This is a genomic window from Pseudohongiella acticola, from assembly GCF_001758195.1.
GTDB classification, from domain to species: domain Bacteria; phylum Pseudomonadota; class Gammaproteobacteria; order Pseudomonadales; family Pseudohongiellaceae; genus Pseudohongiella; species Pseudohongiella acticola.
The window spans coordinates 2,104,472-2,128,010 of the sequence record NZ_MASR01000001.1; the positions used below are offsets into that span (position 1 = coordinate 2,104,472).

Annotated in this window: 20 protein-coding genes; 10 read left to right on the top strand and 10 right to left on the bottom strand. The window is 55.1% G+C overall.

The window, feature by feature from the left end:
- Window positions 1-217 precede the first annotated feature (217 nt).
- Complete coding sequence (locus PHACT_RS08970) at window positions 218-2,515, top strand: DUF2339 domain-containing protein (protein ID WP_169819427.1); 2,298 nt, start codon at window positions 218-220, stop codon at window positions 2,513-2,515.
- Here the strand turns inward: PHACT_RS08970 and msrB are convergent.
- On the bottom strand, window positions 2,510-3,001 hold the full coding sequence (gene msrB / locus PHACT_RS08975) for a peptide-methionine (R)-S-oxide reductase MsrB (RefSeq protein ID WP_245730667.1): 492 nt from the start codon (window positions 2,999-3,001) through the stop codon (window positions 2,510-2,512). The two genes, PHACT_RS08970 and msrB, sit on opposite strands and share 6 nt — an antisense overlap.
- A gap of 212 nt (window positions 3,002-3,213) precedes the next feature.
- Here msrB and PHACT_RS16050 point away from each other — a divergent pair, with 212 nt between their 5' ends.
- The 3 genes from PHACT_RS16050 (at window position 3,214) to PHACT_RS08990 (ending at window position 6,586) form a co-directional block, all read left to right on the top strand.
- Window positions 3,214-3,678: a GlcG/HbpS family heme-binding protein gene (locus PHACT_RS16050; RefSeq protein ID WP_169819428.1), complete on the top strand. Its 465-nt coding sequence runs from the start codon at window positions 3,214-3,216 to the stop codon at window positions 3,676-3,678.
- 34 nt (window positions 3,679-3,712) lie between these two features.
- A complete protein-coding gene (locus PHACT_RS08985) occupies window positions 3,713-4,549 on the top strand; it encodes a LytR/AlgR family response regulator transcription factor (protein ID WP_070117092.1) in 837 nt (278 codons plus the stop codon).
- Between the two features lie 117 nt (window positions 4,550-4,666).
- Window positions 4,667-6,586 carry a pyrroloquinoline quinone-dependent dehydrogenase gene (locus tag PHACT_RS08990; protein ID WP_169819429.1) on the top strand — a complete coding sequence of 640 codons (1,920 nt, stop codon included), beginning with the start codon at window positions 4,667-4,669 and terminating at the stop codon, window positions 6,584-6,586.
- A 107-nt stretch (window positions 6,587-6,693) separates the two neighbouring features.
- On the opposite strand, the gene PHACT_RS08995 is transcribed toward PHACT_RS08990, so the two are convergent.
- Entirely contained in the window at window positions 6,694-7,881 is a 1,188-nt protein-coding gene (locus PHACT_RS08995; protein WP_070117094.1) for an acyl-CoA dehydrogenase, read from the bottom strand.
- 196 nt (window positions 7,882-8,077) lie between these two features.
- Between PHACT_RS08995 and uvrD the strand changes: the two genes are divergently transcribed.
- Window positions 8,078-10,288 (top strand): DNA helicase II, encoded by a 2,211-nt coding sequence (gene uvrD / locus PHACT_RS09000; RefSeq protein ID WP_070117096.1) that lies wholly within the window; start codon window positions 8,078-8,080, stop codon window positions 10,286-10,288.
- Between the two features lie 151 nt (window positions 10,289-10,439).
- A complete protein-coding gene (locus tag PHACT_RS09005) occupies window positions 10,440-11,786 on the top strand; it encodes an L-cystine transporter (protein WP_070117099.1) in 1,347 nt (448 codons plus the stop codon).
- 71 nt (window positions 11,787-11,857) lie between these two features.
- Here PHACT_RS09005 and PHACT_RS09010 read toward each other — a convergent pair whose 3' ends face one another.
- Both PHACT_RS09010 and PHACT_RS09015 read right to left on the bottom strand, forming a co-directional pair.
- Window positions 11,858-12,253: an acyl-CoA thioesterase gene (locus PHACT_RS09010; RefSeq protein WP_397389518.1), complete on the bottom strand. Its 396-nt coding sequence runs from the start codon at window positions 12,251-12,253 to the stop codon at window positions 11,858-11,860.
- 103 nt (window positions 12,254-12,356) lie between these two features.
- Window positions 12,357-12,722 (bottom strand): hypothetical protein, encoded by a 366-nt coding sequence (locus PHACT_RS09015; RefSeq protein WP_070117106.1) that lies wholly within the window; start codon window positions 12,720-12,722, stop codon window positions 12,357-12,359.
- 109 nt (window positions 12,723-12,831) lie between these two features.
- Here PHACT_RS09015 and PHACT_RS09020 point away from each other — a divergent pair, with 109 nt between their 5' ends.
- From PHACT_RS09020 to PHACT_RS09030, 3 genes are read left to right on the top strand one after another with little or no spacing between them, the layout of a single operon-like run.
- Complete coding sequence (locus PHACT_RS09020) at window positions 12,832-13,389, top strand: DUF4265 domain-containing protein (protein WP_070117108.1); 558 nt, start codon at window positions 12,832-12,834, stop codon at window positions 13,387-13,389.
- A gap of 58 nt (window positions 13,390-13,447) precedes the next feature.
- Entirely contained in the window at window positions 13,448-14,221 is a 774-nt protein-coding gene (gene yaaA, locus PHACT_RS09025) for a peroxide stress protein YaaA (RefSeq protein WP_070117110.1), read from the top strand.
- Window position 14,222: 1 nt separating this feature from the next.
- Window positions 14,223-15,059: a response regulator gene (locus PHACT_RS09030; RefSeq protein WP_070117114.1), complete on the top strand. Its 837-nt coding sequence runs from the start codon at window positions 14,223-14,225 to the stop codon at window positions 15,057-15,059.
- A 15-nt stretch (window positions 15,060-15,074) separates the two neighbouring features.
- Here PHACT_RS09030 and PHACT_RS09035 read toward each other — a convergent pair whose 3' ends face one another.
- Window positions 15,075-16,238, bottom strand: a complete 1,164-nt coding sequence (locus PHACT_RS09035; protein ID WP_245730669.1) for a GNAT family N-acetyltransferase — start codon at window positions 16,236-16,238, stop codon at window positions 15,075-15,077.
- A 131-nt stretch (window positions 16,239-16,369) separates the two neighbouring features.
- On the opposite strand from PHACT_RS09035, the gene PHACT_RS09040 reads away from it, so the two are divergent.
- The gene (locus PHACT_RS09040; protein ID WP_070117118.1) at window positions 16,370-17,248 is read left to right on the top strand and encodes an SIS domain-containing protein; all 879 of its coding nucleotides are present in this window, start codon (window positions 16,370-16,372) and stop codon (window positions 17,246-17,248) included.
- A gap of 112 nt (window positions 17,249-17,360) precedes the next feature.
- On the opposite strand, the gene glmS is transcribed toward PHACT_RS09040, so the two are convergent.
- The 5 genes from glmS to atpG form a co-directional block, all read right to left on the bottom strand.
- On the bottom strand, window positions 17,361-19,196 hold the full coding sequence (glmS, locus tag PHACT_RS09045; RefSeq protein ID WP_070117120.1) for a glutamine--fructose-6-phosphate transaminase (isomerizing): 1,836 nt from the start codon (window positions 19,194-19,196) through the stop codon (window positions 17,361-17,363).
- A 26-nt stretch (window positions 19,197-19,222) separates the two neighbouring features.
- A complete protein-coding gene (gene glmU / locus PHACT_RS09050) occupies window positions 19,223-20,596 on the bottom strand; it encodes a bifunctional UDP-N-acetylglucosamine diphosphorylase/glucosamine-1-phosphate N-acetyltransferase GlmU (protein WP_070117122.1) in 1,374 nt (457 codons plus the stop codon).
- A gap of 82 nt (window positions 20,597-20,678) precedes the next feature.
- Window positions 20,679-21,092 carry a F0F1 ATP synthase subunit epsilon gene (locus tag PHACT_RS09055; RefSeq protein WP_070117124.1) on the bottom strand — a complete coding sequence of 138 codons (414 nt, stop codon included), beginning with the start codon at window positions 21,090-21,092 and terminating at the stop codon, window positions 20,679-20,681.
- 83 nt (window positions 21,093-21,175) lie between these two features.
- On the bottom strand, window positions 21,176-22,579 hold the full coding sequence (gene atpD, locus PHACT_RS09060) for a F0F1 ATP synthase subunit beta (protein ID WP_070117126.1): 1,404 nt from the start codon (window positions 22,577-22,579) through the stop codon (window positions 21,176-21,178).
- A 64-nt stretch (window positions 22,580-22,643) separates the two neighbouring features.
- Window positions 22,644-23,504: a F0F1 ATP synthase subunit gamma gene (gene atpG / locus PHACT_RS09065; RefSeq protein ID WP_070117128.1), complete on the bottom strand. Its 861-nt coding sequence runs from the start codon at window positions 23,502-23,504 to the stop codon at window positions 22,644-22,646.
- Window positions 23,505-23,539: the final 35 nt, after the last annotated feature.

Here is a 23,539-nt window from a genome sequence, read left to right on the forward strand (position 1 = left end):
TCAGATCAAGCACCTCCGTCGCGAGTTAGCGCTGTTGCGAGAGCAGTTAACTTCCCAGACTAGACGTCCCGAGCCCCCGCCTGTCCTCCCTCAGGATTCTCTTCCTGTCGCCACAACGGAAAAACCTGCAGAAGCCCGCGAAGATCCGTGGGGAACCGGCACTCCTGCCGCGTATTCGAGCCCCCCTGCCTGGCTGACGCATTTGCAGGACCAGTGGATGGCCTGGCTCGGTGGCTTGTGTGTCGGACTTGCCGGTATTTTCATGGTGCGTTATTCCATCGAACAGGGATTACTTGGCCCTACCGCCCGAATCACCCTGGCACTGCTAACCGGTGTTGGACTGCACGGCGTTGCAGAATGGTTGCGCCGTCGCAGCAGCGGGCCCGTCGATGCGCTGGCAGCCCTGGCTGGGGGAGCCAGCATGACGCTGTTTGCTGCACTACTGGCGGCATTGCATCTGTACCAGATGCTGCCACCGCTGCTTGCGTTTGCATTGCTTGCCTTGGTCGCACTGCTGACGATGGCGCTGGCGGTGATCCATGGTCCGATGATGGCCATCATGGGGCTGATCTCGGCCTATGCTATCCCGCTGCTGGTCGACACCGGCAGTGGCAACGTTTCCGGTGTACTGGCTTATACGCTGGTGATAAGCGCCGCCGCCATAGTGCTCATGCATTTTGTTTACCGGCCCTGGCTTTGGTTCAGCATGGTGGCAGGTTCGCTGTGCTGGTGGGCGTTATCACTGCTGACCAGTGAACCTGAGGCAGTGCGCGGGCTGTATCTGGCGGCGCTGACTTACCTGGTTGCTGCCGGCCCGCGAAGGGACTGGACATTGATGCAACCCGGCGCCATGCACGCGTTTTCGGACTTCCGGTCTAAATTGCTTGCTGGTAGATCGGTAGCCGAAGCGCCGGTGGCACTGACGCTGCTGCTGATTGTGCTAGCGTTTGCTGTTTCAATCTACGCCACACCCATCAGTGGTAGCGCTATTTATTACTGGACGCCGTTTGTGGTGTTACTGTTCTTTCTCGGTCGGCACAACACAACGGTGAGCTGGCTGCCGTGGCTGTCACTCGGTTTGCAGACGGTGGCATGGATTGGCATCGGAATACGCGCCGACGGGGAAGGCTTCCGGCTCGTCGGCTATGCACAAAGCATTCAAACTGAATTTATGCTTTATGCTGGTTGGATGACAGCTTTGTATGTGGGTCTGGCGCTGTGGGTCCTGCGAATCCACACACACAAAACCCGCTGGTTATCACTTGCCCTGTTGGCACCGCTGATCTGGCTGACGTTGAGTTATCTCCTGGCACCCGTGCTTTCCGGCTCTCTGCTTTGGGCTTGTATTTCAGTGATACTTGGCGCGTCCTATCTGGCACTGGCAGGCATGCGGCTTAAACGTTCATTGAACACAGCGGCTACAGCCTGGATGGTCATCGCAGGACACTTCGCCTATTCGCTGGCGGTAACAATTCTGTTCAGTGAAGCCAGCCTGACACTGGCATTGTCGACACAATTGCTGTCACTAGCGTGGGTGAACTGGCGTTTTGAACTTCCGTACATGAACCTGCTGATCAAGGCCATGCTGGCAATTGTGATTGCACGGCTTACGTTCAACCCTTGGCTGTTCACTTATCCCGCCGATATCCACTGGTCGTTGTGGAGCTACGGTGGATCCGCATTGTTCTGTGGCCTGGCCGCGTGGCGCACCGATAAAGCGCTGCCACTTCGGCGTTGGCTGGAGGCGGCGACGCTGCATTTGCTGGTATTAACGTTGTGGGCCGAGACACGCTACTGGTTGTACGATGGCGACATATTTGCTGTGCAGTTCAATCTGCTGGAGGCCGCCATCAACACTGCCCTGTGGTCTTCGCTGGGTCTGGTCTATCACTTTCGATCTACCACCAGCCAGGACCTCAAGCCGCTTTATATATTGTTATCCAAGATACTGCTCATATTGTCACTGGTTATGTATGGGCTGGTGTTGACGATTCTGAATCCGTGCTGGAGCAATGAGCCGGTAGCAACAACACCTGTCTTTAACGTGCTGTTGCCGGCCTATGGGTTCCCGGTGCTGATCAGCGCGCTTGCCTGCCGTCTGTTCAGCCAGGCATCCTGTCTGCATGAGCCTGCGTTCAAACGATACTCGGCTGCGATCTGCGCATTAGCTGCTTTCGTGTTTGTCAGTATGGAAATTCGACATCTGTGGCAGGGGCAGCTTGACCTTAGTGCGCAGACCGGCAACGCGGAGCTATATACCTATTCCGTGGTGTGGCTGGTGATGGCCGTGGCAACCATGCTGGCCGGGGCAGCGCGATACGGGCGACGTGTCTATCAGGCCGGGCTGGCATTACTGGTCGTAGTTATCGGCAAGCTATTTCTGGTCGACATGGCAGATCTGGACGGGATGCTACGCGTCGCCTCGTTCATGGGGCTGGGCTTATGTCTGCTGGGGCTGGCTTATCTGTATCAAAAATTTGAATTCAGGCATCGGCAAAAACCGCGACCATCATGACTTGATGAACTTAAGCGCGGCACCATTACTGCAATAACGCAGACCGGTGGGCGGCGGGCCGTCTTCAAAGATGTGGCCATGATGGCCATCGCAGCGGGCGCAGAGATACTCTGTGGGAGCACGGAACGCGTAGATGGGGCGGCGTGTGGTGAGGTGTTCGTCAAATGCCTGCCAGAAGCTGGGCCAGCCGGTGCGGCTGTTGTATTTCCAGTCGGATTTGAACAGGGGCAGGTCGCAGCCGGCGCAGACATAGGTGCCGGCCCGGTTTTCATGGTTCAGCTCGCTGCTGCCGGCAAACTCGGTTTCACCAAAGCGCAACACCGCGTATTGCTCCGGCGTCAGTCGCTCGCGCCAGACTGCGTCACTCAGGTAGAGTTTTTCTACCTCTGGGGACGTTGGCGTAGCCGCGTGCAGCTTGCTGAACCGGCCAGTGGTGACGGCGATGCCTGAGCTGACGGCGAATTTAAGAAAGCTGCGTCTGCGCAATTGTCTGGCCTCCATAGTCTCGGCAACAGGCTATCGAAAAACGGTCGGTGTTTCCATGACTTCCTGGCACGCTGGTTATGCACAATGGGCGCACCACAGCGTGCGTTCATCGCTCGCGTGTCACTTGGGCCTGCTTCTGCTGGACAACTGGTTTATACTTTTTGCGCGACATCAAATGCAATACGACGTTCCACCATAAAGGAGTAAATCATATGTTGAGGAAAATGTTATCTGGCTTGGCGCTGTTCTGTGCCCTGGGACTGTCTGGCTTCAGTTCAGCTCAACAGCCCCCTGCACTGACCCTGGAGATGGCTGAACAGGCAATGGCAGCAGCGGAAGCCGAATCGCGAGCCAACAACTGGAACCTCACCATTGTGATCGCGGACGCCGAGGGCGTGCCTGTCATGGTTCACCGTATGGACGGCGCCTCGGCGCGGACCTTTGACATCGCGATGCGCAAAGTGCACGTGGTAACGGAAACAGGCTTGTCGTCTGGTGAATACGGTCGCCGATTGCAGGCCGGTGAGATCGCGGAAGTGGAGAACGGTGTTACCTTCGCCGGCGGCGTGCCGATCATGCAGAACGGTGAAAGAATCGGCGCGATAACCTCAAGTGGTGCACGGGGCATCGAGGACGAGCAGGTTTCACTGGCAGGGGCTGCGGCCATTGGTAGTTAAAGCGTTTCCCGACAATCTGGAATAAACTTCGCAGATGACGCTGCAATCCTATCTGAGACATCGCAAACGCTACGAAGTGGCCGCCAGCATCGCCCTGATACTGCTTATTGGGGTGGTGCTGGCAACCTCAAAAATTATTGAAAATGTGCGTGACGGTGCGCCGAGTTGCTGGCCGGGGGCATTTGCCACCGAGTTCACCGCCACCTTCAGTATCCTGCTGTTGATGCCGCCACTGGCCTGGTTTCTGCAAACGCTTCAGCTCAACTGGTCCAATGCGCGCTTGCGGATTCTCTGGCATATCCCGGCTTTCCTGTGTTTCAGCCTCGCGCATATCGCGCTGTTTGTATTGCTGCGCAAAGTGCTGTGGCGCAGTGTCGGCGCCAGCTATGAATTTGGTCCGGTATTTCTGGGCCTGTTGTATGAGATGCGCAAAGGCCTGCTGGTGTATGTGTTTCTGGTGGTATTGATGCTGGGCTATCAGTTCATACTGACACGTCTGCAGGGCGAAGCCGGATTCATTGATTCTGATTCCGAAGACACACCCGCCTGGACCTCGCAGTTTCTGGTGAAAATGTTGAATCGGCAGTTTCTGGTCAAAGCAGACGCGATTGAATGGGTACAGTCCGCCAGCAATTACGTAATCCTTCATACTGACAATCGCAGCTACCCGATGCGGCAGACCATGAGTGGCCTGGCGGGACAACTGGACCCTGCCACATTCCTGCGAGTACACCGCACCGCCATCGTCAATATCAACACCGTTGTGGCCTTGCAGGAAGGGCCGGAGGCTCAGCTTGAACTGCGTAACGGCGACAGGGTACCGGTCAGTAAACCCTATCTGCCAGCACTCAGGGCAGCGCTTGCACACTGATTTTCATCCCCGGATCCGACACATTCGTCCCTGATTTTGTCCCTTCAACCCTCGGTTCTGGCGCTCCCCGGGCATCGGTTTATGATGGCAGGCAGACCTACTGCACTGGAGATACTGATGTCATTTACCCGCATGTTCAGATTTTTACAATGCTGTGCTCTTGCACTGGGATTTGCACTGGGGCTGACACCGTGGTCGCCCGTTTCGCAGGCGGCCGACTGGCATCAATATGGCGGTGACGGTGGCCAACAGTTCACACCACTGTCCCAGATAACGCGCAATAATCTCGACAGGCTGGTGCCGGCCTGGACACACCGGAACGGTGACCTCAATCAGGGATTCCGGCAAAAGGCACACTCCTTTCAGACCCATCCGGTGCAATGGGGAGAAACCCTGTACTTCAGTTCCAGCGCTAACCAGGTGTTTGCCGTCAATGGCATAACAGGCCAGGAACTCTGGCGCTTTGATCCGGAACTGCCCAGGGAGATCAGTTATTCGGAAAGCGCTTCGCGGGGTGTCAGCTTGTGGCATGGCGAGTCCATCACCTGCCCTCATCGGGTATTTCTGGGCACTCTGACCGGACTGGTTTATGCGCTGAATGCCGAGACCGGGGAACCCTGCAGTGATTTCGGCCAAGGGGGCTACCTTGACATGACGGTGGGCGTAGGTGGAGCCGGCGACTGGGAGGGGGATTATGGCATTACTTCGCCACCCGCCGTTGCCGGTGATCAGCTAATTGTCGGATCCGCCATCGGCGATAACCGCATGGTGGAATCACCGCTGGGTATTGTCCGCGCACTGGATGTGAGAACCGGCGCCATCAAATGGACGTGGGACCCGATTGTTCGTAGCGATAGCAGCGATGTGCCAAGCGGCGCTGCCAATGTATGGCCACCGATTTCGGTTGATGTTGAACGCGGTCTGGTTTTTGTTTCAACCTCGTCGCCAAGCCCGGATTTTTATGGCGGGGAGCGACCGGGTGATAACCGTTACGCCAACTCACTGGTTGCACTGCAGCTGGAGACGGGCGATGTGGTCTGGCACCATCAACTGGTTCATCACGATGTCTGGGACTTTGATATTCCGGCACAACCCACGTTGACCGAGATCACGGACAATGGCGCGCTGGTGCCTGCCGTGGTGGTGGTCACCAAAACCGGCATGTTGTACGCGTTCAACCGCGATACGGGCACCCCTATTTATGAAATCACTGAGCGACCGGTGTCGGATAGCGACGTGCCAGGTGAACTTCTTTCGGCAACCCAGCCTTTTTCGGCCATACCACCATTGGTTGAACACCGGCAACTGGGCGAGGACGATGCCTTTGGCCTGACCTGGTTCGATCGTCGCAGCTGCCGTAAAATTTTGCGGGAGTTTCGTTCCGAAGGCATTTTTACGCCTCCGTCACTTGGCGGAAGCATTCTGTTTCCCGGCTATGCGGGTGGCGCCAACTGGGGTGGTGTCGCCATCGACCCGCAACGGCAGATTGCCATTACCAACGTCAACCAGGTGCCGGCGCTGGTCAGACTGATCCCCCGGGACCAACTGGAGGCCCTGCGCAGGTCGGGTGAACTGGATGGCTGGGATGTTTCGCGACAGGAAGGCACGCCCTACTTCATGGCTCGCCGGGTATTCCTGTCAGATTTGGGCCTGCCATGCACACCTCCCCCCTGGGGCAAACTGGTGGCTGTAGATTTGCAGCAGGGAGAGATTTTGTGGGAGACCCCACTGGGCACCATCGCAGACCTGGCACCCGCAATCGTGCCCAACCTGAATTGGGGTGTGCCCAATATGGGAGGTGCACTGTTGACCGGATCGGGGCTGCTGGTGATCGGCGCAGCCACCGAACATACGTTAAGAATTTTTGATACTGAAAACGGCTCAGAATTATGGCGGTATCGCTTGCCCACGGCCGCCATGGCAACGCCAATGAGTTATGAAATCAACGGCGTGCAATATATTGCTGTGGCCGTTGGCGGACACGAAATGCTGGGCATGGCAGCTGGCGACTATTTGATGGCTTTCCGTCTGGAGTAAATACAGGGGACGGAAATACAAAGCGGACGCCAACAGTTATCTGAAAATAAAAGGGGACGGAGGTTATCCCTCCGTCCCCTTTTATTTTCCCTGTACCCGCCAAACAATCAGAAGAATGCCTGAATACCTGTTTGAGCTCGGCCCAGGATCAGCGCATGAATATCCTGTGTGCCTTCGTAGGTATTCACCACTTCCAGGTTCTGCATATGGCGCATGATCGGGTACTCGTCAGAGATACCATTGCCACCGAGCATGTCGCGTGCTTCGCGGGCCACTTCCAGGGCTTTCAGACAGGAGTTGCGCTTGAGCAGGGAAATCAGCGGAATGCCCAGCATGCCGTCGTCTTTCAGGCGCGTTGCCTGCAGACACCCCAGCAGCGCCAGGCTGATGTCAGTCTGCATTACCGCCAGTTTTTTCTGGATCAGCTGATTCGCAGCCAGCGGTCGCTTGAACTGCTTGCGATCCATGGTGTAATTCAGTGCCGTGTGCCAGCAGGTTTCGGCAGCGCCCAACGCACCCCAGGCGATGCCCAGACGAGCGGAGTTCAGGCAGCTGAACGGGCCTTTCAGGCCTTCCACATGCGGCAGCATGTTTTCTTCCGGTACAAACACCTCGTCCATCACGATTTCACCGGTGATGGAGGCGCGCAAGCCCAGCTTGCCTTCGATCTTGGGCGCAGACAGGCCTTTCATGCCCTTGTCCAGAATGAAACCCTTGATGATGCCGTCGTCGTTTTTTGCCCAGACAATAAACACGTCTGCGATCGGCGAGTTGGAAATCCAGTTCTTGGCACCGCTCAGGCTGTAACCGCCTTCGACGGTACGGGCACGCGTGACCATGCCACCCGGATCGGAACCGTGATCAGGCTCGGTCAGGCCGAAGCAACCAATGAATTCACCGCTGGCCAGTTTGGGCAGGTATTTCTGTTTCTGTTCTTCGCTGCCGAAGGCGTGAATCGGGTGCATGACCAGTGACGACTGCACACTGAACATGGAGCGGTAGCCAGAATCAACGGCCTCCACTTCCTTGGCGATCAAGCCGTAGCTGACGTAGTTGGTACCGGTGCAGCCGTAGCCATCCAGTGCCGGCCCCAGCAGGCCCAGTTCGCCCATTTCACGGAAAATGGCCGGATCAGTATTCTCATTGCGGTAGGCTTCACGTACGCGTGGCAACAGTTTTTCCTGGGCATATTGTTTTGCCGTATCCCGGATCATGCGCTCTTCTTCGGTGAGAAGCGTTTCCATCAAGAAGGGATCTTTCCAGTCAAAACTCGCGTTGTCTGGTTTTGCAGACATAATCAACTCCTACCTAAAACTTCAAAGAATGTTTGTGTACGGCATTATATACGCTCAGCACAGGTATTTGGGCCCCTGTTTGGAACAGCAAGTGCGCTACCGAGCAAAGGTTCGATATTTTATCAGCAAGCCCCTCTGGTAAAAAGCGCTAATTTGCCCGTGTGTACGCACCCGGTTCCAGCTAGAATACGAGGTTATGGACGTATCTTATATTCTCGACTCCCTGAACGATGAACAACGCCGCGCGGTCGCCGCACCGCCGGCCAGCATGCTGGTACTGGCCGGCGCCGGCAGTGGTAAAACCCGTGTGCTGGTGCACCGCATCGCCTGGCTGATGCAGACTGAAGGCGTGTCACCGCACAGCATCATGGCGGTGACCTTCACCAACAAAGCCGCGCGGGAAATGCGCAGCCGAATTGAAGAGCTGCTCAACCATCCGCCCGGTGGCATGTGGGTTGGCACCTTCCATGGCCTGGCGCACCGCCTGCTGCGCATGCACTGGAAAGAGGCCAACCTGCCGGAAAACTTCAATATCCTAGACAGCGATGATCAACTGCGTTTGATCAAACGACTGTGCAAGGCGCTGGGCGTCAGCGACGAAAAATGGCCGCCGAAACAGATTCAGTGGTATATCAACGGCCAGAAAGACGAAGGCCTGCGCGCCAAACACATTGAGCATATGGGCGATGAATACACCCGCACCATGCTCACCGTCTACACCGCCTATGAGGACGCCTGCCAGCGCGGCGGCATGGTGGATTTTGCCGAAATACTGCTGCGAGCGCACGAACTGTGGCTGAACAATCCCGAACTGCTCGCACATTATCAGCATCGCTTCCGCCATGTGCTGGTAGACGAGTTTCAGGACACTAACGCCGTGCAGTATGCCTGGCTCCGGGTGCTGGCCGGCGCCACCGGCCACCTGATGGTGGTCGGCGACGATGATCAGTCCATCTACGGCTGGCGCGGCGCGCGTATCGAAAACATTCAGCAGTTCAATACCGACTTTGCCGGCGCCGAGATCATTCGTCTGGAGCAGAATTACCGCTCCACCTCCAATATCCTGAAGGCCGCCAACCACCTGATTGCCAACAACCAGGGCCGGCTGGGCAAGGAGCTGTGGACTGACGGCAACGACGGCGAAACCATCTCCCTGTATGACGCCTTTAATGAGCAGGACGAGGCACGCTTCATCGTCGATCGCCTGACCGACTGGATGAACACCGGGCACCGCCTGACCGAAGCGGCAATTCTGTATCGCTCCAACGCCCAGTCGCGAGAGCTGGAAGAAGCCCTGCTGCGGGTGGCCATGCCCTATCGTATTTACGGTGGTCAGCGTTTTTATGATCGCCTGGAAATTCGTAACGCACTGGCCTACCTGCGCCTGGTCATCAACCGTCAGGACGACACCGCCATGGAGCGCGTGGTCAACGTCCCCACCCGTGGCATCGGCTCCAAAACCCTGGACGGTCTGCGCGACATGGCCCGCCGCGAAGGTTATTCGTTGTGGACTGCCTGCGAACAGAGCATCGACCACAAGCTGTTGCCCGCGCGCGCCTCGGCTGCCGTGCAGGCCTTCCTGCGGCTGATCGATGACATGGACGCTCATTGCCAGAGCCTGGAGCTGGGCGAGAAAGTGGCCCATGTTATCCAGCAAAGTGGCCTGATCGCCCATCATGAAAAAGAAGGCGGCGACAAAGCCCAGGCGCGGCTGGAAAACCTGGACGAATTGATTACCGCAACCCGCAGCTTCGCTGAAGACGCCACCGATGACATGCTGGTGGACGAAGACAACCCGGTCAGCGATCGTGATGTTCTGTCTGCGTTTCTGGACCAGGCTGCACTGGATGCCGGCGAAGCCCAGGCCTCAGAAAGCGACGATGCCGTGCAACTGATGACCCTGCACAGCGCCAAAGGCCTGGAGTTCCCACTGGTGTTTTTGTGTGGCATGGAGGAAGGTCTGTTCCCGCACAAGATGTCGATGGAGAATCTCAGTGGCATCGAGGAGGAGCGTCGCCTGTGTTATGTCGGTATTACCCGCGCCATGCAAAAGCTGTATCTGACCAGTGCCGAATCCCGTCGCCTGCACGGTGATGTCAATATCTGCCGGCCCTCACGTTTTATCAGAGAACTGCCACAGAATCTGATCGAACCGATCCGCATGAAAACCACCATTCAGCGGCCCAGCTCCCCACCGCCAGGCCGGCAGCCGCATTACCGGACCGGTGCCGATGTGCCGGAGACCAATATCACGCTGGGTCAGCGCGTGCGCCATGGCAAGTTCGGCGAAGGGGTGGTGCTCAACTACGAAGGCAGCGGCCCCAATGCCCGTGTGCAGGTCAACTTCACCGAGGTTGGTAGCAAATGGCTGGTGTTGTCCTATGCGCGCCTGGAGCCGGTGCCTTAGAAAAACTGCCTCGGCAACGTTTTTCAGCAGGCTTCCACGAGCGGCAATGGTACAAAGCTGCCTTTTATTTCATACGCTTATCGTCAAAACTGATTGCTACCGACCCTGCTTAGGGGCTATAACGGGGCAACAATAATCAAGGGAGCACCCCATGTCAGTCCTGAACGTCATCAGCATAGCCATTTTTATCGCATTGTTGTTCGGCCTTTACAAGCTGAAGAAACCGGACACCAGCCTGGCGAAACAGGTCTTTATCGCCCTGGTGCTGGGTGCAGTATACGGTTTTTTCCTGCAACTGATTCATGGCGGCGACCTCGATCAGATCCGCCCGACCCTGGTGTGGACTGACCTGCCCGGCGATATTTATGTCTCGCTGTTACGCATGATCATCATGCCACTGGTGCTGGTGACCATGATTGCCGCCGTGGTGAAGCTGCACGAAGTGGCGGCACTGGGCAAAATTGGTGGCTCGGTGATTGGTATTCTGGTGTTTACCACCATGATTGCCGCGCTGGTTGGTATTCTGGTGACCACCGTCTTTGGCCTGAGTGCAGAAGGCATGGTGGGCGGCGAGCGCGAACTGGCGCGTGCTGCGGTACTGGAGACACGAGCGCCGGTGGTGGAGAACCTGACCATTGCGCAGACCATCGTCAACTTTGTACCCAGGAATATCTTCGCCGACCTGACCGATGCGCGCAGCACGTCCATTATTGCCGTAGTCATCTTTGGCATGCTGTTTGGTCTGGCAGCACTGCTGGTCAGCCGGGAAAAACCCGAATACGCCGAACGCATTAAGGGTGGCACGGATACCATTCAGGCCATTATCATGCGTCTGGTCAAAATCATCATGAGCCTGACTCCATACGGCATTCTGTCGCTGGTGACCTATGTCGTGGCCAGCTCAAACGGCGGCGATATCCTCAATCTGATCGGTTTTGTTATCGCTTCCTACGTCGCCATTGCCATCATGTTCGCGGTGCACGGGCTGCTGCTCAGCCTGTCCGGCAACAACCCGATGGAGTTTTACCGAAAAATCTGGCCGGTGCTGACCTTTGCCTTTGCCACGCGCAGTTCGGCAGCCACCATCCCGTTGAATATTCGCACCCAGATCGAAGAATTGAAGGTACCCCCCTCCATTGCCAGCCTGTCGGCGTCCTTTGGTGCCACCATTGGGCAGAACGGCTGTGCCGGTATTTATCCGGCGATGCTGGCGGTAATGGCGGCGCCCACGGTCGGTATTGATCCACTGGCACCGGGCTTTATCCTGACGCTGGTGGCCATTATTACCATCAGTTCATTTGGCGTGGCGGGTGTTGGTGGTGGCGCGACGTTCGCGGCCCTGATCGTGTTGCCGGCGATGGGCCTGCCCATTGAACTGGTGGCCCTGCTGATTTCGATTGAACCGTTGATTGATATGGGTCGCACGGCGCTGAATGTCAGCGGCGCGATGACCAGCGGCAAGATAACCAGTCGGATCGTGACCGAAGGCGTGTCCTGACAGGCAGCTGAAAAACTAACTGCCGCCTCGAAAACGTTTTTCAGCAGCCTGTGTATTGTAGCGTTGCCGGATCATTTGATCCGGCGCGTGCGCCCGTTGTCATCAATGGCGACAAAGATAAACAACCCTTCGGCGACTTTGCGCTGCACGGCCTGGGTCAGGGAGTTGGATATCCACACTTCGATATTGATGTGCATGGAACTACGCCCCACCTCCAGAATCTCGGCATAACAGCTCACCACCGAACCGACGCTGACCGGGGCCAGGAATTCGACATTCTTGATTGCCACCGTTGCCGAACGACCGTGAGTCACCTGTTTGGTGGCAATACCGGCCGCCAGGTCCATCTGGGACACCAGCCAGCCACCAAAGATATCGCCATTGGCGTTGGTATCTCTGGGCATCGCCAGTGTCTGCAGGGCCAGCTCGCCGGTGGGCGTTGGATCTTTATCCATATCTTCGTCAATCAGGCCCATCGGATACTCCTTGTTGTCATTTTATCTCTTGGACAGTGGCTACGCATGTTAGCAAGGCTCATTGTACGGTAATGTGATAGCCACCGAACATACGTTAATTCATCCGCAGCCAGGCTGAGGTGAGCTGGAAGCTGATCACAATCAGGCTCACGCTGACCAGCAGCAGAAACCAGGCAAACAGATGGTACAGCCCCCGGTGTATGCTGGCCTTCACGCGCGCCCACCAGGACGCCTGCGGACCGGCCTGACCCGGAACCCGGGAAAACAGATTGAGGCCGGACAGCAGCAACAGCAACCACAGCGTCACCAGTACGGCCGGAATAAGCCAGCGGTCCTGCAGCGCCGCAGTTGCCCCGACCAGCACCCAGACACACACCACCAGCATGGCGAACAGGGCCACGGCAACGGGCCATCGATAGCCCTGGTGGCGGGCCGCAAAACGTTCAAAGAGTTCCAGCATAATGCTTAGCGGGTTACAATACGCCCCTGTTGTGAATGCCTTGATGACAATGAATTGATACGCTCCGGCCTACAGGGCAACAGCCTGGCCGCGCGCGCCAGGAAACCCAATGGACCAATTGCAAGACACGATTCAGATACCCCTGATTGCCGGTTACAACGACAACAATGAACCCGTTGTTGAGCAGGTTAATGTGGTGTCGCTGCCTGTTGCCGGCCGCCAGCCGGTCACAGACCCCGAAGCACTGCTATCAAAAGCGGGACTGGAGCAGCCGGGTGAATTTCGTCTGACCAAATCGCCTGCTTTTATACGCGGGCTGGCGGCCGATGACCGGATTCGTTATCCCGTCGACAACGCTGCTACCTATGAACTGCTTGAGCACAGCGGCAATCTGAGCGTACGTGTTTTCAGCAAGCATAACACAGAGGAACTCGACCAGGCGCTGACACCCGAACTGGAACTGATAGATGGTCGTATCGACATCAGCAGCCCGGGACTGCTGGTCTATACCATCCATGTATCGATTGGATTCCAGCAGATAGAGGACGTTCTGAACAGGACTCTGACCCGCTTTCCGGACACGATCTGGTACTACGGCAACGTCTATGATCCCGAGGACGGCGTAACACCGCTGAACTGGTGGCAGGATATCGCGCAATCCGTTTAGCCTGTATAACGTATTACCCGTACAGTCAGTCAATCCAAGCCCATGTTCTGAGGCCCTTATGCTGTTGGTTTTATCACCTGCCAAGTCACTCGATTTTGAAAGCCCCGTGCCCACTGGCAAATTCACACAAGCAGATTACCTGAATGATTCCGCGCAGCTAAACCAGGCGTTGCGCCAGCAATCTCCGGAAGACCTGTCAAAACTCATGCATATCAGCGCCACGCTGGGCGAGCTGAATTTCCGGCGCAACCTCAACTGGCAGACACCCTTTGATACCAGCAACGCCCGGCAGGCTATCTATGCCTTTACCGGCGATGTTTATCAGGGCCTGGACGTTCACGCCCTTAACCAGAAAGACATGGCCTATGCGCAAAACCACGTTCGCATTCTGTCGGGGCTTTATGGCCTGCTGCGTCCGCTGGATCTGATGCAACCCTATCGCCTTGAGATGGGCACTGCCTTGCCACACGGCGGCAACAAAAACCTGTATGAATTCTGGGGCAGCCGGCTTGCTGAAGGCCTGAATACGGCCATGAAGGGGCACAGCAACCGGGTTCTGATTAACCTGGCATCTAATGAATATTTTCGTGCGGTCGATAAAAAAGTACTGGATGCTGACATCGTCAGCCCGGTATTTAAGGATTACAAAAACGGTCAATACAAGATAATCAGCTTTTTTGCCAAAAAAGCGCGTGGCATGATGGCAGCGCATATCATTAAGAACCGCATCGATTCGCCAGAAGGTATTTGTCAATTCAACTCGGCGGGTTATCGTTACAGCGCCAAAGACTCAACCGCTTCCGCGCCAGTCTTTTTACGTAAACAGGCATGATATGAAAATTCGAATTCTGCTGATCGACGATGCCAGTTTTATTCGCGATCTGATAAAGCGCACGCTGCGAAAATACCTGCCCCAGGGGGAAGTTATTGAAGCCGCTGACGGGCGCAGAGCACAATCCATTCTGAACCGGCAACCCATCGACCTCATTCTCAGCGACTGGGAGATGCCCGGTGTAAGTGGCGAAGAGCTGCTGCAGTGGGTACGTGCCGATGAAAAACTGGCGCAGATACCGTTCGTCATGATCACCAGCCTGGGCGGCAAGGAACACATCATGCGCGCGGTGCAGGCAGGCGTCAGTGACTATCTGGGCAAGCCGTTCACCGGTGAAGAACTGATGCACAAAGTGCAGAAAGCGCTGGTCAAATCCGGCAAACTGAACAAGGCTGCAGCCGGGCCGGCCGCCAAAGGCGGGCCTTTCAGCTCACTGGAAATTCTCAGTGGCAAAGGCGACGGTATGCCTGGCGGGTCACTGGAAGCATTGACCGGCGCCGCCAAAAGCAAAGAATCTCCCAAGCTCAAAGGCACGGCGCTGGTATCCTGGGAAGACATTGAGTTTCGTTGCATGATCAAGCACATCAGCATCGACGAAGTATTGCTGGTCTGCAAGCGCGCTGCACAACATCCCAGTGTGTTTGCATCCGTCTCGGTCACGCTGTCACCGGGCAACCAGGCGGGTCAGGCGATCAACGATCTTGGCGCTTATGTGCACAGCATCTCCGCAGTCGAGAAGCGTCGGGACGCCGAATTCCTGAATCTTGTGCTGCGTTTTGAAAGTCCGACTGACGAACAGCGCACATTGCTCAGTAGTTTTATTCTGGAGAATCCGTAAACCAGCCAGACTGGATCAATCATTGTCGGGGCGTTTGAACGGCAATTGTTGGACGGCAGCCTCTTTATAGGCGCGCACATGATCGATTTCCTGCGCACAGAAGTCAGCGATGGCATGGCGAAAGGCAGGCTCTTGTATCCAGTGATAGGATTCTGTGCTCACCGGTTCGAAGCCGCGTCGCAACTTGTGCTCACCCTGAGCACCGGCATCAAACAGCGTCAGTTGATGTGCAATACAATATTCAATGCCCTGATAATAGCAGGTCTCAAAGTGCAGATTCTGGTAGTCGTCGCTGGCCCCCCAATAACGACCGAACAGGCTTTCAGCTCCCTCGAAGAATAACGCCCCGGCGATATATTCGCCGTGCCGCTGTGCCATTACCAGAAACGCTGCTTCAGGCATGCTGGCATGTATCTGTCGAAAAAAGTCGCGCGTCAGATAACCATGCTGACCACGAATGTGATAGGTATTCTGATAGAACTGATAAAACCGGTCCCAGATCGCGTCGCTTATTTCCTCCCCTTGCAGACGCTCAAAGCTGATGCCCTGAGCTTTCACATCGGCTCTTTCCTTACGCAGATTCTTGCGCTTGCGCGAACTGAAGGTATCGAGAAACCCATCAAAGCTCTGGTAATCACGATTGCGCCAGTGAAACTGACAGGCCTCCCGGCGAACCAGCCCGGCTTTGGCAAACAGGGCTGAGGCTGACGTATCCGGAAACAGAATATGCCAGGAACTGGCACCTGACTGTTCAGCATACTTCATCACTGCGCTGATAATATGGGGCATAAGCGCCTGTATTCGTTCCGGGCTGTCGGCCAGTACCCGAGGGGATTGGCTCGGCGTAAACGGAATCGCGGTCAGCAGTTTGGGGTAATAGGCATGCCCGTGGCGCTGATAGGCGTCGGCCCAGCTCCAGTCAAAGACATACTCACCGTAAGAGTGGTTCTTCAGGTACAGCGGCATCGCAGCCAGCAGTTGCTTGCTGTCCTCAGCAAAGACTGCCAGGTGACACGGCTGCCAACCCGTCTCGGCACTGACCGATCCGCTTTGTTCCAGCGCCAGAAGAAACTCGTGTTTCAGGAACGGACTGTTGCTACCGGCCAGCCTGTTCCAGGCGCCAGCATCAATTTCCTGCATCGACAGTCCGATTCGAATTTCAGGTTGGTGAGCATCCAAAACAAAGCACCGCAGATCGCTTGGGTAACAGCATCAGAATTGTATGAAGCATGAGGATGGTACTGAAAGCGTGCTTCCTGTTATATTCACACTCCTAACTTCACACTCCGCAGTGTAACAGGAAGACAGCGGTGGATGCCCAGAATCTGATCAGTAAAATCAAAGAGCGACGCGAGTTGCTGCGCAAGTCCGAGCGCAAGGTTGCCGATTTTGTCATCGACAACACCTCGGCGGTACTGGGCATGCGTATTGTCGACGTGGCCGCACGCGCCGATGTCAGCGAACCGACGGTGGTTCGTTTCTGTCGGGCGCTGGATTTTGATGGCTTCCAGTCATTCAAGTTGCAACTGGCCCAGCACCTGGGCGCAAACAGCAGCTATTCACAATTTTCGGTGGATGATCGCGACACGGTCGCCGATCTCAGTCACAAGGTCTTTGATTCAACCATTGGCTCGTTGCTGACAGTACGCGACCAACTGGACCCGACTGCCCTGGAACAGGCCATTGCCGCCATCAACGAGGCCAACCGGGTAGAGTTCTACGGCTTCGGCGCCTCCGGTTCGGTGGCCTCCGATGCCCAACACAAGTTTTTCCGTCTGCAATTGTCCAGTACGGCCTACACCGACCCGCATATTCAGCACATGTCAGCGATTTCGCTCAGCCCCAAAGACGTTGTGGTTGCCATTTCGCAATCAGGTCGCACCAAAGCCCTGATACAAAGTGTGGAACTGGCACTTGAAGCCGGCGCGACAGTGGTCGGCCTGGCGCCACAGGACACACCTCTGAGCAAACTCAGTACGATTCCGATTTATGTCAATATGGAAGAGGACCTGCAGGTATTCACGCCGGTTTCTTCCCGCATCGCTCATCTGCTGGTCATTGATGTACTGGCCATGGGCGTGGCACGGTTGCGCAAAGATCTGTTGAAAGACTATTTGAAGCGTATCAACAAAAGCCTGCGCGCCCTGCGCACACAAAAGCCTAATATTATCGGCGGCAACGAGAACTGACCCTTTTTCTGTGACACCCGACACATCTAATGTATAGCTGAATCGTTGCAGGCTTCAGAGTCCTGAAGCTGCTATGCTTACTGACGCAGAAAACGGAACTAAGCCAACCTGCCTACTCCACTGTCACTGACTTGGCCAGGTTGCGAGGATGATCCACATCAGTACCTTTTAGAATGGCGACATGGTAGGACAACAGCTGTAGTGGCACGGTATATAGAATGGGCGCCAGTACATCCGGTACTGCAGGCATTCGAATCAGTTTGTAGTCTCCGTCATCGTCGAAACCACCGCTCTCGTCGGCAAATACAAACAATTTACCGCCACGAGCACTGACTTCTGCCAGGTTGCCTTTCAATTTTCCCAGTAGCTCGTCATTCGGTGCCACAGCAATGACCGGCATTTTGTCGTCTACCAACGCCAACGGCCCATGTTTGAGTTCGCCAGCGGGATAGGCCTCCGCGTGAATATAGGAAATTTCCTTGAGTTTGAGTGCACCTTCTTTGGCAACCGGATACTGATTGCCACGACCCAGGAACAGTGCGTGATTCTTGTCTGCAAAACTGATGGACAACTCTTTGATTGCCTCGTCCAGCTCAAGTACCTGGTCAACCAGTCCGGGCAGTTTGTGCAGATCAGTCACATGTTGCGCTTCGGATTCGTCTGTCATGCCATTGCGGCGGCCCAGCACCAGCGACAGCAGCAACAATGCGCAAAGCTGAGTCGTGAAAGCCTTGGTAGAGGCCACGCCTATTTCCCGCCCGGCCATGGTCAAAAGCGAGAAGTCAGATTCACGCACCAGAGAGCTGGTGGCCACATTGCAGATTGCCAGGCTACCGACATAGCCAAGTTCATCGGCGTAACGTAACGCCGCCAGCGTATCTGCAGTTTCGCCAGACTGCGAAATCGTCACAAACAGCGTACCGGGTCGGACGATTATATTGCGATAACGATAGTCACTGGCGATATCCACCTGACACGGCATCTTGGCGATGTTTTCGAGCCAGTATTTGGTGATCAAGCCGGCGTGGAAACTGGTTCCGCAGGCAACAATCTGTACATTATTGACCTTGTCGAAAATATCTTTTGCTTTGATACCAAAGGCTTCTTCCAATACATGGTTGGCGCTGACCCGGCCACTTAGCGTGTTCTTGATGACAGCACTTTGCTCGTATATTTCCTTGAGCATAAAGTGGCCATAGTCGCCCTTCTCTATTTCGGAAAGATCGCTGCGGATACGCGTGCGTTTTCGCTCCACGGGCTTGCCGTCAGCAAAGATGCTGATGGATTTTCGTTTAACCTCGGCGACATCACCTTCTTCCAGGTAAATAAATCGGTCTGTTACCTGCCCCAATGCCAGCGGATCGGATGCGACAAAGTTTTCGCCTATACCGACGCCGATTACCAGTGGGCTGCCACTGCGAGCAACCACCAGAGTTTCAGGCTCCTTAGTACTGATGACGCAAAGACCATAGGCACCATGTAACATTGGTACAACATGTTGCACGGCGCTCAGCAGATCGATTTTTTCCTGACGCATTGCGCGATGAATCAGATGCACAACAACCTCGGTGTCGGTGTCGGAGGTGAATGCATAACCGTCTGCAAGCAGTTGTTTTCTAAGTGCATCGTGGTTCTCAATAATACCGTTGTGAACCAGAGCAAGTTCGTCATGGGACATATGAGGGTGAGCATTGTTTTCACTGGGAACACCGTGAGTTGCCCAGCGGGTATGGGCAATGCCGGTCTTACCCTGTGTCGGGTTTTCTTCAATCTTGTTGACCAGTTTTTTAACTTTGCCGACGGCCCTGACCGAAGTCAACGACTCATCTTTGCTGCCGAGAACCGCCACGCCGGCGGAATCGTAACCCCGATACTCCAGGCGTTTTAGACCTTCCAGTAATATTTCAACCACATCCCGCTGTGCTACCGCGCCGACAATTCCGCACATAAACAACCCCTGTTACTTTCGATAATCTATTTTTTGACTGGACGTTTCCATCCGGAAATATTTTTTTGCTTTCCGCGCGCGACGGCGAGATCATTGTCTGGTACATCCGACGTAACAACAGAGCCCGCCGCGACGGTAGCATCACGCCCGATACTTACCGGCGCCACCAGTGCGCTGTTGGAACCAATAAAAACACCTGCCTTGATGACTGTCCTGAATTTGTTAATGCCGTCATAGTTGCAGGTAATGGTACCGGCACCGATATTGACGTTGTCTTCGATACTGGCATCACCGATATAACTCAGATGATTCACTTTACTGCCGGGTCCAATACTGGATTTTTTGGTTTCAACAAAGTTACCGATTTTGCTTCGATCGCCCAGTTCAGTGCCAGCTCGCAGTCGCGCGAATGGGCCGACAGTACATGCTTTTGATAACGTGCTGCCTTCCAGATGGCTGTTGGCCAGAATGGTGCAGTCGTCGCCGATGTTACAATCGATAAGAGTGACATTTGGCCCTATATTGACCCGATCGCCGAGTGTCACATTGCCTTCAACAATGACATTGATGTCGAGACACACGTCCCGCCCAACCTGCAATGAGCCTCGTATATCGAGACGGGCCGGATCCCGCACAGTGACTCCCTTCAATGCCAGGTGTTGCGCCTGCCGTAACTGGTAATTACGTTCCAGTTCGGCGAGCTGCAATCTATTGTTGACTCCCTGTACCTCGTCACTGTCATGGGTCTGTAAACTGGCGACACTGCAACCATCGTTGCATGCCAGGGCCACTGTATCGGTCAGGTAATACTCTCCCTGGGCGTTCTCGGTGGTCAGTGAAGCAAGCCATCGTTTTAATTTGCCGGCGTTGAACGCCATGATGCCGGTATTAATTTCGTTAATCTTTTTTTGCTCGTCGGAGGCGTCCTTCTCTTCCACAATCGCGCTAATCTGACCCGACTCATCACGAATGATACGACCCAGGCCAGTTGGGTTATCAGTCACCAGAGTCAACACGGCGATGCCGGTTTCTTCGGCCTTGGCCTGCAATTGAAGCAGAGTCGCCGACGTTATCAGTGGAACGTCACCGTAAAGTACAACCACGGTTTTGTCGTCTGCCAACGTCGGCGCCGCCTGCATGACGGCGTGTCCGGTACCCAACTGCTCTGTCTGTTCCACCCAGTTAAGCGACGCGTCGACAGGGTTTCTGTCGAAGTAGGCGCGAACCTGAGCAGACTGGAATCCGGTGACAACATGAATGCCATCGGCACCGATCGCTGTTGCTGCTGAGATGACGTGACCAAGCATGGGTTTTCCGGCCAGTGTGTGCAGGACTTTAGGTTGGTCGGAATACATTCGTGTGCCCTTGCCTGCGGCCAACACAATTACGTCTGTGCTCATGGTCTGTCCTGAGTAACGTCCATAAAAAAAGGGTAGCGGTTAGGCTACCCTTTTTTCCCGAACTTTCAAAGCGATGTGACTGTTACTTGCGTATTTGCTTGAGTGCACGAAGCTGTGCAACAGCTTCAGCCAGCTGTGTCGCAGCGCGTGAGTATTCGAACTCGGCGTCTTTGTTGGCAATCGCTGACTGTACGTCTTCGATAGCTTTCTGAGCCGCAGCTTCGTCTACATCGCCAGCGCGGATTGCCGTATCAGCGAGCACGGTAACCGTTCCGCTCTGTACTTCGAGGTAACCGCCGGATACGTAATAAATTTCTTCTGCTCCGTCACGCAGCACGCAGCGTACCGGTCCGGGAATAAGCTCGGTCAGCAAAGGTGCATGGCCTGGTGCCACACCCAGATCACCCAGTGTTCCCGTCGCCACGACCATTTCTACCAGGCCGGAGAAGATCTGTTTTTCGGCACTTACGATGTCACAATGCATTGTCATCGCCATAAACTTTATCTCTTTGCAATTCTGTCAGACCATTGATGTTCAGCGCAGACAGACTGTTGCCAGCCTGCCTGCAAACAACACTATCAGCCTTTGAGTTTAGCTGCTTTCTCGACAGCTTCTTCAATCGTACCGACCATGTTAAAGGCCTGTTCCGGAATGTGATCGTAGTCACCTTCCAGGATGCCTTTAAAGCCCGCAATGGTGTCTTTCAGGGACACGTATTTGCCGGGGGTGTTGGTGAAGATTTCAGCAACAAAGAACGGCTGCGACAGGAAACGCTGAATTTTACGCGCCCGGGCTACAGTCTGTTTGTCGTCTTCTGACAATTCGTCCATACCCAGAATTGCGATGATGTCCTTCAGTTCCTTATAACGCTGCAGCACTGTCTGTACGCCACGAGCAACTTCGTAGTGCTCCTGACCGATAACCAGCGGGTCCAGCTGACGTGATGTTGAATCCAGTGGATCGATTGCCGGGTAGATACCCAGTTCGGCGATGGAGCGTGACAGTACAACCGTTGCATCAAGGTGGGCAAAGGTGGTGGCCGGTGACGGGTCAGTCAAGTCATCCGCCGGTACGTATACCGCCTGGATGGAGGTGATGGAACCGGTCTTGGTCGAGGTGATACGTTCCTGCAGAACACCCATCTCTTCCGCCAGTGTTGGCTGGTAACCTACCGCTGAAGGCATACGGCCCAGCAGTGCTGATACTTCGGTACCCGCCAGTGTGTAACGGTAGATGTTGTCAACGAAGAACAGTACGTCACGACCTTCATCACGGAATTTTTCTGCCATGGTCAGACCGGTCAGCGCCACACGCAGACGGTTGCCGGGCGGCTCGTTCATCTGGCCGTAAACCATTGCCACTTTGGAGTTAGTCAGGTCATCCATGTCGATAACTTTGGATTCCTGCATCTCGTGGTAGAAGTCGTTACCTTCACGAGTACGCTCACCAACACCGGCGAATACAGACAGACCGCTGTGGGCTTTTGCGATGTTGTTGATCAGCTCCATCATGTTGACGGTCTTACCAACACCAGCACCACCGAACAGACCCACTTTACCACCTTTTGCAAACGGGCAGATCAGGTCGATTACCTTGATGCCGGTTTCCAGCAGTTCGCTGGATGCGGACAACTCGTCATAAGCAGGCGCTTTACGGTGAATGGGCATACGCTCCTGTTCACCGATGTCACCACGCTCATCAATGGGGCGACCCAGAACGTCCATGATACGACCCAGGGTTTCTTTACCCACGGGTACAGAAACCGGCGCTTTGGTGTTGGACACGTCCAGACCACGACGCAGACCTTCGGTGCTGCCCATTGCGATGGTACGCACGATGCCGTCGCCCAACTGCTGCTGCACCTCGAGTGTGATTTCGCCGCCTTCGACGGACAGTGCATCATAGATACGAGGTACGTCTTCCCGCGGGAATTGTACGTCGATAACTGCACCGATAATTTGTACGATACGACCGCTACTCATGTCCGGTTCCTCTTAAGTATTCCTGATCTTCTAAACTGGTTAAATATCTGTTTGTCGCTGGCGATCAGACAGCGGCCGCGCCGCTGACGATCTCTGACAGTTCCTGTGTAATGGAAGCCTGCCGCGCCTTGTTGTAGACAAGGCCAAGCTCTTCTATCAAATCGCCTGCGTTGTCAGTTGCGTTCTTCATTGCAAGCATCCGGGCCGCCTGTTCGCAGGCAAGATTTTCAACCACTGCCTGATAAACTTGCGTTTCAACATAACGTGCCAGCAGGCCATCCAGCAGAGCTTCGGCCTGGGGCTCGTAAATATAGTCCCAGTGATGCTTGAGCTCTTTGTCGTCTGATGGCTCCAGCGGCAATAACTGCGCTACCACCGGTGTTTGCGTCATGGTGTTGACAAAATTGTTGCTGACCAGGAAAAGCTGATCGATTTCGCCATTGTCGAACTTGTCCAGCATCACCTTGACTGCACCGATAACATCAGCGAGCTCGGGCTTGTCGCCCAGACCACGTACTGATGCCACGACCTTGCCGCCATAACTGTTGAAGAACGACGTTGCCTTGGCGCCTACTGCTGCGAACTCGACTTCGACGTTCTGTTTACGCAAACTGCTGATCGCTTTGACGGCCGCCTTGAATGCGTTGATGTTCAGACCGCCACACAGGCCACGGTCTGATGATATGACAATAAACCCGGCACGTTTGACTTCACGCTTGGTGAAATAGACGTGACGATACTCCGGGTTCGCATTGGCAATATGGCCAATAACATTACGCATATGTGTCGCGTAAGGTTTGCCAACTGCCATGCGATCCTGCGCTTTACGCATCTTTGACGCAGCCACCATTTCCATGGCGCTGGTTATTTTCCGCGTATTATTGATGCTGGAGATCTTGCCTCGAATCTCTTTTCCACCAGCCATAATTCACCGCCTACCGAATATTGCCCGGTCTGTAG